This window comes from Haloarcula sp. CGMCC 1.6347 (assembly GCF_037078395.1).
Taxonomy (GTDB): domain Archaea; phylum Halobacteriota; class Halobacteria; order Halobacteriales; family Haloarculaceae; genus Haloarcula; species Haloarcula amylolytica.
Map to the genome: position 1 here is coordinate 19,987 of NZ_JAYMGX010000006.1, position 11,710 is coordinate 31,696.

8 protein-coding genes and 1 pseudogene are annotated in these 11,710 nt (G+C 54.9%); 5 read left to right on the plus strand and 4 right to left on the minus strand.

Annotated elements, in window-relative coordinates:
* Positions 1-92 precede the first annotated feature (92 nt).
* The 3 genes from VI340_RS19590 (at position 93) to VI340_RS19600 (ending at position 3,096) form a co-directional block, all read left to right on the plus strand.
* Positions 93-1,547, plus strand: a complete 1,455-nt coding sequence (locus VI340_RS19590; RefSeq protein ID WP_049942867.1) for an APC family permease — start codon at positions 93-95, stop codon at positions 1,545-1,547.
* A gap of 2 nt (positions 1,548-1,549) precedes the next feature.
* On the plus strand, positions 1,550-2,203 hold the full coding sequence (locus VI340_RS19595) for a TrkA family potassium uptake protein (RefSeq protein ID WP_336359046.1): 654 nt from the start codon (positions 1,550-1,552) through the stop codon (positions 2,201-2,203).
* 161 nt (positions 2,204-2,364) lie between these two features.
* Positions 2,365-3,096 (plus strand): hypothetical protein, encoded by a 732-nt coding sequence (locus VI340_RS19600; RefSeq protein WP_080504294.1) that lies wholly within the window; start codon positions 2,365-2,367, stop codon positions 3,094-3,096.
* A 508-nt stretch (positions 3,097-3,604) separates the two neighbouring features.
* Here VI340_RS19600 and VI340_RS19605 read toward each other — a convergent pair.
* On the minus strand, positions 3,605-4,600 hold the full coding sequence (locus VI340_RS19605; protein WP_336359047.1) for a cytochrome d ubiquinol oxidase subunit II: 996 nt from the start codon (positions 4,598-4,600) through the stop codon (positions 3,605-3,607).
* Complete coding sequence (locus VI340_RS19610; protein ID WP_008308665.1) at positions 4,593-6,041, minus strand: cytochrome ubiquinol oxidase subunit I; 1,449 nt, start codon at positions 6,039-6,041, stop codon at positions 4,593-4,595. The genes VI340_RS19605 and VI340_RS19610 overlap by 8 nt, the downstream gene beginning before the upstream one ends.
* An 887-nt stretch (positions 6,042-6,928) precedes the next feature.
* Here VI340_RS19610 and VI340_RS19615 point away from each other — a divergent pair.
* Together VI340_RS19615 and VI340_RS19935 are read left to right on the plus strand one after the other, a co-directional pair.
* Positions 6,929-7,297: a UPF0175 family protein gene (locus VI340_RS19615; protein ID WP_008308663.1), complete on the plus strand. Its 369-nt coding sequence runs from the start codon at positions 6,929-6,931 to the stop codon at positions 7,295-7,297.
* Positions 7,294-7,799: pseudogene (locus tag VI340_RS19935) on the plus strand (twitching motility protein PilT). Before VI340_RS19615 ends, VI340_RS19935 begins: the two are co-directional and overlap by 4 nt.
* A 1,511-nt stretch (positions 7,800-9,310) precedes the next feature.
* Here the strand turns inward: VI340_RS19935 and VI340_RS19625 are convergent.
* A complete protein-coding gene (locus tag VI340_RS19625; protein ID WP_336359049.1) occupies positions 9,311-10,456 on the minus strand; it encodes an outer membrane protein assembly factor BamB family protein in 1,146 nt (381 codons plus the stop codon).
* A gap of 54 nt (positions 10,457-10,510) precedes the next feature.
* Complete coding sequence (locus tag VI340_RS19630; RefSeq protein WP_152418445.1) at positions 10,511-11,533, minus strand: hypothetical protein; 1,023 nt, start codon at positions 11,531-11,533, stop codon at positions 10,511-10,513.
* Positions 11,534-11,710 lie beyond the last annotated feature (177 nt).

An 11,710-nucleotide genomic window follows, 5' to 3' on the forward strand; every position in this document is an offset into this window, starting at 1 on the left:
TACAATAGAAGAACTTACCTCGGTACTCAAATGGTCCGAACAGAGTGCATACAGCGTACGATGGATGGCACGCTGAATACAAACAGGACGCAATGAGTAAGAGCCAAACTCGGTCACCCGAGGCTGAACTCGGATTACTTGACGCGACGATGATCGGGATGGGAGCGATGATCGGGGCCGGTATCTTCGTGTTGACAGGGCTGGCTGCCGAAATCGCGGGTCCGGCAGCGATTCTCGTCTTTGCGCTGAATGGCGTCGTAACAGCGTTCACAGGACTCTCGTATGCGGAACTCGCCGCCTCGATTCCGAAAAGCGGCGGTGGATACGCCTTCGTACGGGAGATATTCGACGACTTTGCCTCGTTCATCATGGGCTGGATGCTCTGGTTTGCCTACATGATTGCGGGGGCGCTGTATGCACTGGGCTTTGCACCGAACTTTCTCGAACTGCTGCACGTTTACGGTGTGGTCCCGCCACCGGATCAAGTGGGTGCTGTCGCGGTTCCAGTCATTGACGCGGCGCTCCCGCTGGCCTTCGTGCTGGCGTTCGTGGCCGTACTCGCGCTCGTAGCGCTCAACGCTGTTTCGACGGCCGCCAGCGGCAGTGTTGAGACGATTTTCACCATCATCAAGGTGTCCATCCTGGGGGTGTTCGTCGCGTTCGGGCTCTCGTCACCGATGTTCTCCGGGGCCGAGTTCCAGCCGCTGTTCCCGCAGGGTAGCGGGGCGGCCGCGGTTCTACCGGCGATGGGGCTCACCTTCATCGCCTTCGAGGGATACGACCTCATCACCACCGTCACCGAGGAGGTCCAGAACCCGCGTGAAAACATCCCCAAGGCAATATTCCTCAGTCTCGCCGTGACGGTTGTCGTCTATCTGGCGGTCGTGACCGTCGCCGTCGGCACGCTCGGGGCCCAAGGACTGGCCGACGCCGGCGAGGCAGGCATCGCCACAGCAGCGACATCGTTCATGCCGACCGGATTACCGATTATCCAGAACGGTGGCGCACTCATCGTCTTTGGGGCCGTGTTTTCGACACTTACCGCCCTCAACGCGGTCGTCATCGCGTCGTCACGCGTAGCGTTCTCGATGGGCCGTGAAGGGCAGTTGCTCCCGTCAATCGGTCAGATTCACCACCGCTACGGGACGCCGTTCGTTGCAATCCTCACCAGCGCAGTCGTGATGCTCGGGTCAGTGGCACTGCCGACACAAAGTGCTGGCAACATGTCGAGCCTGTTTTTCCTGTTGTCGTTCATTATCGTCAACGTTGCCGTCATCAGACTCCGCAGGGAGCGCCCGAACATGAACCGGCCGTACGAGATGCCGTTCTACCCAGTGCCGCCACTGATTGGTATCGCGCTCAATCTGCTCTTGACGGGGGTGCTCGTGGAGTACCTACTCCGAACAGATCCATTGGCGCTGGCACTCAGCGTGGCGTGGATTCTGCTTGGAGCGCTTGTGTATTTCGCACTTAAACGGGTCAAAGGGCAATCGGACAGCAACCAGGCGGCTGCCGCCACTGAAATAACACCTGAGGCTGAGGACTAACCATGACTAGTGACCTCGATATTATCATCGCTGGCGGTGGACGCGTCGGTTTCCAGACAGCCGAGATACTCGCTGACCGCGGTCACGACGTGACGATTATCGAACGCGATGACCGGATTGTCTCGGATATCGCCGATCAATGGATAGCGACTGTTATCCAGGGTGACGCGACAAATCCGGATATCATCGAACAGGCAGGCCTTGACCGAGCAGACGCAATTGCCGCGCTCACGGGTGAAACAGGATTAAATCTCGCGGTCTGTTTAGCTGCCGCAGAGTTGACACCCGACATCCGGACGGTCGCGCGTATTGACCGCACAGCCGGTGAGGCCTACACCCGATTCGTCGACGCGGTGGTCTTTCCCGAACGGGCCGGCTCGAGAGTGGCGGCCAACGAAATCCTGGGTAGCGATGTCCAAACACTTGCCGACGTCACGGGCCCCCTCGATATCATGCTTATTCGCGTTGCTGACGGCGCTCCGGCCGCTGGGAAAGCACTCTCGGACGTACGCTTTCCCGAGGGAACCCTCGTCGTGTCCGACGCGAACGGTGAGCGAATCGCTCGTGCCGACACGACCTTGTCACCAGGGAGCAGCTACGTCGTCGCTGTCGAACCTGACGTGGTCGATGAGGTCATGAATTTGATGCGCGGCTAGTCAATTACCTCGGGTCAAGCCCCGTGGCATCCGCCTCGACTGCCTGTGAACCGTGGTCGGGCCTGTCCTGTTGCACAACTACCCATGTGATGTAGCCACTGGACTCACTGAGGTGACAGGGAAAACACAAATAAGCGCTGGGGAGCGTATCTTCGTACGTTATGCCGGAATCGCTCAACAGGGTCTTGATTCCAATTAATGTGTCCGATTCAACATCTCGGTCTGAGATAGACACTCAGATAGTTCAATCATCAGAGGTTATTCTGCTCGGATACTGGCCAATTCCGGATCAATCGGCCCCCAGCCAAGTCCGTAATCAGTTCGAAGAGGAAGCTCAACAACGACTTGAGACAGTGGCAAGCCGTTTTACCGATGAGGGCGTTACAGTGCAGACTCGATTGGTATTTACAAATAATAAGGACCAATCAATCGATAGGGCCGCGAACAAGTACGAGTGTGAATCAATTCTCCTTCCGGGGACAACATCGCCCCCGTCAGAAACGAGACGTGGACTTGTTCTGGTGAAACCGAATGCCGATCTCAATCGGATTGTCACCACCCTTGGGGCCCTGTTTGCCGATAGTGACGTGGAACTTTTGCTCTTTCACGCCGCAACGAACGACAATGAACGTCTGTATGATGCAACAGAGTATATGCTCCGCGGCCTCGCAGATCGACTTGCGGAACTCGGTATCGATCCCGACCGAATCAAGTGGGAACAATCGACGAAAGGTGAACGGCTTGATGTAGTCATCTCGCGTGTTTCTGACTTCGATTTTATTGTCCTCGGCGAGTCCGAACCGTCAGTGCGAGAGCGAGTTTTTGGGTCTGTTCAAAAAACGCTTGCTGAAGAAACAGCCAAACCTCAACTCACAATCCGATCGGGTGTCTGAATTATTCTGATGGGGCACCCTCACTGCTGGCCGAATTCGTGTGTCAACTTGGCGGACCCTGAGGCTGTTAAAAACCGCTGAGCATGATTATCATCGCCAGTACTCGGTGTTTATGACAATTCAATAGGAATAGCCGTTTGGAGAGGAATCTGAGCCAGTTCCCGATCGCTTAAACATCCGAAAACACGCATTACAGTCCCGCTAAACCCGCTGTAGTCTCAACTCCCAACTTTACGCAGAAGTTGAGACCGGTGTTCTCAATGCATATGGAACTACCTACCTTCGATGGCTCCAGCTATAGTGTCTGCTCTACAAACTGCGACACAATGCGGTCCTCGGCAGTTCGAAGCCGATACGCTCTGTCGCGTTCCAGTTGCCGGTACTGGTGATGTGTGACACCGAGAGTGATACACTATCGCGAGGATGTGATTCCATCATATCGTACATATCCCCGATCGGAGAGTCACCAGTATTGAGCGGAGAATGGAACGGCGAGAGGTTGGTGGGGTTACCCCTCGTAGCCCTCACCCTCGATTGGGCCGCTAAACACGCCGTAGAGGAATTTGAAGTACCACAGTACCAGCACCAGGACCGGAAACCCGAGGACGGTCACGAGGTTCAGCGCTAGTGGCGACACGACCGCTTCTCTAACCAGCAGCCCGGTCGGCGGATAAATCGTCGGGTACAGCAGAATTGCGACCAAGACCGTCAACAGTGTGGGCAGCGCTAGCGCGCTCGCGAGCCAGGCTCGGTACCGGCCGCGTCTGGCCAGTACGCTCCCGCCCAGCCCGACGGTGACCGAGAGAGCGACGACTGCAGCGACGGGCAGCGAGAGCACCGCGTCGGCAGCGCCGCCCCCATCGGTCAGGACGACGGTTCCCAGCAGCACGACCACACCGCCAAGGTACGCCACTGTCGCACCGATACCGTACGCTCGCAGTTCCGATGCCAGACCGGGCTCGGTCTTGGCTGCGAGGAACGCCGCCCCCGTGACTATCGAGACGGCGACTAGGCCGACGCCAGTCAACGCCACTGGTAGCGTCGCCTCGCCGAACAGCCAGCGACCCGCGAGCATCCCCAACAGGAGCGGCGCGAACACGCTCCCGCTGATGAACGCGTAGTCGGTGTAGCGCTTCCAGCGCTCGTCGTCGCGCTGCTCGCGGAGCTCCGGACCGAGGCCGCGGAACACCAACGCGACGACGAACCCGAGCGCGAGCAGATAGTTGTCCGCCAGCAGGCGCGAGTACACGCGCGGGAACGCCGCTAGCAGCATCGTCCCGAAGGCGACGACCCACACCTCGTTCGCGTCCCAGACCGGTCCAAACGCCGCCAGGAACGTCTCCCGCTCGCGTTCGTCCGTCCGGGTCGCATACAGCATGCCGATACCGAAGTCGAACCCGTCGAGGACGACGTACATCCCCAACGCGAACAGCACGGCGGCGAACCAGATCTCCGGCAGGGACTCGACGAGGTACGCGTCGACGGGCAACAGCGTGTCAGTCATCGCTACTCACCCACGGAATCGGGCCGTGCCAGCGGCCGCCACTCGACTCTCGAACGCCGAGTGACCGGAGCTCCTCCCGGACCAGCCACTTCAGGATGTACAGCGCAGTCAGCATCAGCCCGACGTAAAGCACGACAAACGCAACCAGAGTCAGTGTCGCCTCGGCCCCGGTGAGCGTCGATGACACCGCCTCGCTCGTCTTGAGTTCGCCCTGGATGACCCACGGCTGCCGGCCGATCTCGGTGACGTACCAGCCGGTGAGCAACGCAGCGTAGCCGAACGGTGATGCAGCGATCATCGCCTTCAGGTAGCGTGTGCTGTCGGCCAACCGGCCTCGGTACATAAGGAACCCGCCCCAGAGCGCGAGCCCGATGAATAGGAACCCGAGCCCCACCATGAAACGGAACGACCAGAACACGAGTGCTACCGGAGGGTTCTCATCATACTCGTTCAGTCCGATGACCTCGGCGTCGAAGTCCCCGCCACTGGCGAGGAACGACCCGACCGCGGGGAGGCTTACGGTGACGAGATTCTCGGCGCGCGGATCGGTGAGTGCCTCAGGTGACTTCGGAACCGCGAGCAGGTGTAGGTCGGCCTGCCCCGTCTCGTAGTGAGCCTCCATTGCGGCGAACTTCTGTGGCTGAGTGTCCGCGACGTGGCGGCCGTAGGCGTCGCCGTGGACCGCCTGAAACGGTGCGGAGACGATCAGGAGTACGACAGCCAACTTGAGTGCGGTGTTCCAGGCTTCAGCATCGGGCTTTTTCCAGACGATGTACGCCGAGACGCCTGCGACCAGCAGTGCGACCGAGATCACCGATGCGTTCATCATGTGAACGTACATCCAGGGCATTCGCGGGGTGAAGAACGCGGCGAACGGGTCGGTTAGTTTGGCGATTTCCATCCCGTTGCGGGTGACCATCTCGTAGCCCCGTGGGGTCTGCATCCAGGCGTTGACGATCAAGATCCAGAACCCCGACAGCCAAGCACCGAAGCCGACGAGTACTGACGAGATGACGTATGTCCGATCCTTGACTCGGTCGCGGCCGTACAGCAACACGCCAAGGAAGACGGCCTCTAAGAAGAACGCCATCTTCGCTTCGAAGGCCAGCGGGCCGCCGATCAGTTCTCCAGCCACCTCGGCGAACTGTGGGAAGTTTGTGCCGAACTGGAAGCTCATCGGAATACCGGTGACTGTACCCATCACGAAGCCGGCGGCGAAAACCTTCACCCAGAACGAGCGCAATCGCGCATACCGCCGCTCGTTCGTCCGCACGTCTTTCCAAGTGAAGTAGATGATAAACGGCGCGAGCCCGATCGAAAGAGACGCGAAGATGATGTGAACGGAAATTGTCCATCCGAACTGCATACGGCTCGCGAGTTCTGGTGAGAGGAACGTCACTAATCCTGGGTCGATGGCACCCAGTAGTGTGATTGGACTCATTGACCTTACGCTACGGCACAATAGCTTATGAGTAGCCCCACGGTTCCCACTTTGGAGCATTCACCACAACATTTTAATCAATAAGCCTATATTTCTTACATTATAGATTGGTATTATTATCTATATGCCAATGTTAGTTTGCGAAATAAGAAAAAGACGGAATTGGGTGTGTAGAGGCGACGATAACGAGATTATGGCGAACAAATCAATCACATGGACGCTCTTGTGGCGTAGACTGCTGGTGAGGATCTCGCACCTCGAGTGAGACCCCTGGGATTCCTCGTTCAACCGGTTTCGCCCCCAGTTCTGGATCGATTGATCGCGTAGTTCAACTCTTAGAAAATCACCAGGCGGCTCTCCACTAACAATCCCCTACCCAAGAGCGAAGCCCAGAATGCGGGTGTTGGGATTCCGCGTGAACCGACACGAAAGTCAGATACCGCCGGAACGAGCCTGGTGAGTCAGAATCGGACGATCGCTACGTGGCACGGGTTGAGACCCGTCGTTTCAATGCATATGGAGCTATCACCCTTCGATTGCCCCGATTAGAGTGCCTGCTCGACAAACTGCGACACAATTCGGTCTTCGGCATCCTCACAGAAGTTGAGACCGCCGCTCTCAATGCACGAGTTCAATCGTCTCCGTGTCATGAAGAGCGCCGGTGGCATCTCATGCGTGACCCTGCGATGATTCGTCTGCCGTCTGCAGTACAAGAGTGGCTGAAGCTACAGAATACATAAAGGGAATCACGGACCTATGCGGACAATAATAGTGTTGTGTATCAAAGGTCAGAATTTGAGCGCAGTAGTTGAGACTTGTCGTCTCAATGCATACGGCATTCTGGCACAGTTCATAAATAGTATGAAGTCAAAGTCTTGGAGAGAACGATGGCACGAATTACCGGTTCCTACCCAGATGACCTCGACCTCCTCATTGAGGGTGCTGTCGAGGCTGGTGTATTCGGGGGCAAGAGCGATGCGTTGCGCGAGTTCGTGCGTGAATACTTCGAGGACCACGAGAACGAACGGATTGCAGCTGCGGTCGCCCTCTACGAACGCGAGCGGATCACACTCGGTGATGCTGCAAGACTCGCTGATGTCGACCGCTGGACGATGCGTGACATCCTCCGTGAGCACGGTGTGGAACTTCGCCTCGGACTCGTTGACGAAGACGACGCAGCCTACGAGGTAGATGCAGCACGCGAACTCGAATTTGATGATGAGGACTCGTCTGATGAGGAGCCACGTGCTAAATGACAGGTAACGATCTCCCAGCGAACCCGAGCGTCTTGAACACGACTGTCCTCTCGAATTTTGCGTACATCGATCAACTGTGGATAGTTGCTGACCTTTCTGGAATCTGTACGGTCCCTGTCGTTCGTGAGGAGCTTGAACACGGCGTTGCTAATCACCCATATCTTCAGGAAGCACTGGATACGCTTGATGACGAAATCCCAGTTGCGGCGATTTCGGATACTGTCGCAAACAGAGAAGCTGTTGTTGGGGGGCATCTTGATCCTGGGGAAGCATAGGCGTTCGCCCTCGCCGACGCACACGACGGTCAACTGCTGACAGACGACGGAGATGCCCGGTCGTTTGCGAAAGACCAGGGCGTGACCGTTGTGGTTCGGTTGGCGTTCTGCTGGCTGCAATCGATGCTGGGAGGATCGGCGAAGCCACTGCTGACGAGTGGCTGTCGAAGTGGATCGATGAGATCGGCTACTACGTCCCGTATCGAACGATCTCGGAGTATCGATGACGGGCTTGTTCGGAGTTCAAAACACCTGAGCTCGGACTCGGTAGCCCGAGGCTTTTGTTGGTTCCCTCAGCCGTGCGCTAGCACTCCCTATTCGGCAAGCGAGCGGGATGAGGTTGGGCGGCTTACGTGCCCCGACCCAGACAGACGCACCAACCTGACTTGTGGTTGGGTTTTGTGAGTCCGGTAATTCGTATCAGTATCGTCGATCACCGGACCTTCTACAAAACACTCCAAGCGCAGTAGCTGTCTCTCCAGCACTGACGAATGCCGCCAACAGCGACCCCTAAACAAGCGGTCTTTCGAACTGTCCCATAGACTCCTCATCAAGACTGGCCAGTGTACGATTCGACGCCCTGGTACGACCGTTCTCACTCGACGGGTTGTAATCAGATATCCGGACTGTCTTGGAAACGTAGCTCAAACATGACGCTCATAACACAGTGACCCCTGTTGCTCTGTGCGCTCGTGTTGGCCCATTTCAGATTTGAAGGTCAGAACTGGTATAAAGGGTCGATCTGCTACGAGATACAGACGCTCTTTCGGGCAATTGTTCTGAAGGCATGTCGCGATGAGATTAGGAAACCATACTCCTCGCGTATATAGAGTGTCGTCCGGAATTGTGTGTTGATCTGGGTTTCGAGACCAACAGGAAGTGGTGCGTGAGACGTGATTCGAAGCAGTTCAGGCTCGTTGTTCCGTCTGAATATCTGTATTACTTCCATTCTAAACCCGCTGTAGTCTTATCTTCACTCCATTTTCGGAATATCGAAGCGCTACGAACGAACATCGATTTGCATTGGTCCGGATCTGAGAGATGAGAGAGTTCGCTCTATGCGTTTCCCTCTAACTAATTCGGGGCGAGATTAGCCTCCGACATTATCTAAATACTTGTCTTAGTTGTAAATGCGGAATAAATGGGTCTTAGGAGTTAATCTAGCCTCCAAATCAACTCTTTTAGATACATATTGAGTCTACAGATAATTAAAATATCAATATCAACTCTCAAAGTGATTATTAGCGTTATAGTGTGGTCGAATTTGATATCCTGAAATCTCGTGCTCTGGTGGAGTTTCCAGTTGACACACTCAGAATGACACTTTAAGACTTGTTACCAACCCACCCAAAATAATGCTTGTACGCTTGTTATCTAAAGCCGATATTTTTCACCCTACTCTTTCAGGTACAGTTCACATAACAGATAGGAAAGGGTTGTCAAGAGCGAACTCCGCGGTTACTGACCGCCAGCCCTATCCATCCTACAAGAACCGGCTGATACTATTTTATTGGCGGTCCGCGGCGAAGCAGAAGCGTGACGTAGGTAGTAGCAGGAACAGATGATGCCGATTACGGACTTCCCCGAGGCTAACGTCCAAAGCTGAGTAAACAAGAGAGGGCTGAGTGTTCGTTACCTCTATCGGAATTCAGCCCCTCTTAGACTTAGCGGTGGCTTCAGAGTAAATGTACAAACTGTCCGAGTCGCTTCTATCGTTGAAAATTCCTTTGAGGTTAGCTTACGAAGAGATATACGCCACTAAGTAGCCGTCTTCGGTCCCTATGAGAATCCCTTCTGGAAGTACCACAGGATGGGTAATCGGCGGACTCTTAGTCCGACCAATAGTAAGATCAACTTCTCCCTTATGATTAATGGCTACGACTTCATTACCGGCGGCGACAACTGCCGATTCGGAGGTAACTACGGGTGGCGTCACCACATCTTCCAAATCAACTCTCCATTCACGGTTGCCAGAAGAAACGTCAAAGCTTTCAACTCTCGTCTCAGCACCGATGAACACTGTCCCGTCAACAATAGCTGGAGGTGTCAAATGTTTCCCCACCGGCCTCTCCCACTGAACATCGCCGTTGATGGCGCAAATCCCTCGGAGAATCTTGTCTCGGCCAGCAGCGATGATAGTCGTCTCATTGTTATTATCAACTGCCACAGGCCCAATACAACCGGCCGTATCAACGGACCACAGCTCTTCTCCGTTCTCGATAGAAACAGCTGTGATTCCACTGTTATATCCACCAACGTACGCGCGCCCATCGAAAACGGCTGGTGAGGCTTTGATTGGATCGTCAATGTTGATATTCCACTGATGATAGCCGTCTTCGGCGCGGATTCCTGTCAGTTCACCTTTTGATGTCCCCACAATCGCACTATTCAGGTCTTCAGTAACAGTAACGGGACTAGGCCGTCCATCTATTTGTGACTTCCATTGAACCGAACTCTCCTCAGAGCTGATGCGATAAACCGCCTCATCGTATGCAGATACAACGAAATCTTGTCCGACGATAGCAGGTGTTGTTGTCGCAGTTAACCCAACGTATTCCGTGTCCATGACTTCCCCGTGCCCATTGACTAGTGATATTCCGTCACCGATAGTTGAGGCGACGATCTGTCCGTCTCCAATCATCGATGCGCCGTTTGGATGCGTGCCAACATCTGCTTGCCATCGCCTCTGATGGGGCTCGGAAGCAATTGAGTTCTGGCTGTACGCAGTCTTCTTCGCATTTCCGCGGGACTGTGGCCACGACTCGTCTAATGAAACTAAGTCAGATTGAGTTTTTTCGCCATCAAACTTCTTAGTCGCACTCGTACACCCGGCGAGGAAAAGGGTCACCGCTCCAAGAACTGCGCGTCGTGTACGATATTCCATTAGTACTCACATGATCTGTACCAACCTAATAGTTATTGCGGTTTCATTCCGCTTTCAGTCGTCGTACTCAAGTCGGCCGCCAGCACCGAACTCGTCGATGTCAGCGTCCACCCGGTCCCGTGACGTAAATTTCGCCATAGTTCCCCATCCCAGTAGCGTGTCGCCGTCGGACGGATTGTCCCTAGTCTCCGCAGTGCTGCCGGTTTTGAACAGCGCGTGTTGATTATCCCCATAACTAAGTGGGTCAGTCATCGCGTTCCAGTGCCACTTTGCTACCTGTGAGTTCGATTCGTCGTATCGTGCCACGTCGGGCTGAGAGAACTGCCAACTAATCTCAGGGCCTCCAGCGCTGATAGCCACACTCTTTTTATCAACCCCTCCAGTTTTGTCATCTCTTGGCGCTCTATCTACGAGATTGTAATCGAGTACTCCTTGATCCCACTTGTGTTCAGGCTCGGCATACCACCAGTGATAACCGTTATCCCATTCGGCTTGTCCTGGATAAATATTGGCGTTTTGTCTCATCGCGAAGCGATTAGTTGAGGTGTCTTCGTCGAGTTCGTAGACGTCAACGGACTCCACTAGCTTCCCATATGGACGGTGTTCGTACGGCGTGTATCCGTTAGTAACATGATCCCACTCCGGGTCGATGCCGCTGGGACTTACGGCATTCGTCTCAGTGAATAATCGATTTGCCTTCTTCAGTTCCGATTCAAATTCCTTAGCCTTTGAGACAGCGCTTTCAGTCTGGTCCTGTGGTTCAACTGCTTCCTCCTCCGGTTCCTTGGCTACATAAAAAGTTGCTCGTCCCGACTCGTCGATACCGTACACAAATCCAACAATGCGACCATGCGAATCGTCTGGTTTCACTGTTACCGAGGAGGAGGCCCCTGAATTTGCCTTGGCCTGCTGTTGAGTGTCTATAATATCGCCTTCGGAAAGCGGACTCTCCTCTGAACCGTAGACGGAATTGACCTGAACACTACTGTTCTGGGTCGCACTCCCGATGCCAGTGAATCCTGCACTTGCGGCTGCTATTCCGAGAGTCTTCACCACCTCTCGTCGATTAATTGACATGCATGTGGCCATTCATGTCTACTAATTATAGTATTTTCGATTATGGTTTTGGTGCGTGGGCTCTGGTGAATCGCGGGACAGCGTCGGCTTCGACCGTCAGAACTAGGAAGATGAAGCGGGAAACCGTCGATGTCCATGTCGAAAATTTCCCGCTTCACAAGCAAAGTCGTTCAGTTA

What these genes read in the sequence shown, in the direction of transcription:
- VI340_RS19590 (WP_049942867.1), top strand. Translation starts at nt 93, where the DNA reads ATGAGTAAGAGCCAAACTCGGTCACCCGAGGCTGAACTCGGATTACTT.
- VI340_RS19595 (WP_336359046.1), top strand. Translation starts at nt 1,550, where the DNA reads ATGACTAGTGACCTCGATATTATCATCGCTGGCGGTGGACGCGTCGGT.
- VI340_RS19600 (WP_080504294.1), top strand. Translation starts at nt 2,365, where the DNA reads ATGCCGGAATCGCTCAACAGGGTCTTGATTCCAATTAATGTGTCCGAT.
- VI340_RS19605 (WP_336359047.1), bottom strand. Translation starts at nt 4,600, where the DNA reads ATGACTGACACGCTGTTGCCCGTCGACGCGTACCTCGTCGAGTCCCTG.
- VI340_RS19610 (WP_008308665.1), bottom strand. Translation starts at nt 6,041, where the DNA reads ATGAGTCCAATCACACTACTGGGTGCCATCGACCCAGGATTAGTGACG.
- VI340_RS19615 (WP_008308663.1), top strand. Translation starts at nt 6,929, where the DNA reads ATGGCACGAATTACCGGTTCCTACCCAGATGACCTCGACCTCCTCATT.
- VI340_RS19625 (WP_336359049.1), bottom strand. Translation starts at nt 10,456, where the DNA reads ATGGAATATCGTACACGACGCGCAGTTCTTGGAGCGGTGACCCTTTTC.
- VI340_RS19630 (WP_152418445.1), bottom strand. Translation starts at nt 11,533, where the DNA reads ATGTCAATTAATCGACGAGAGGTGGTGAAGACTCTCGGAATAGCAGCC.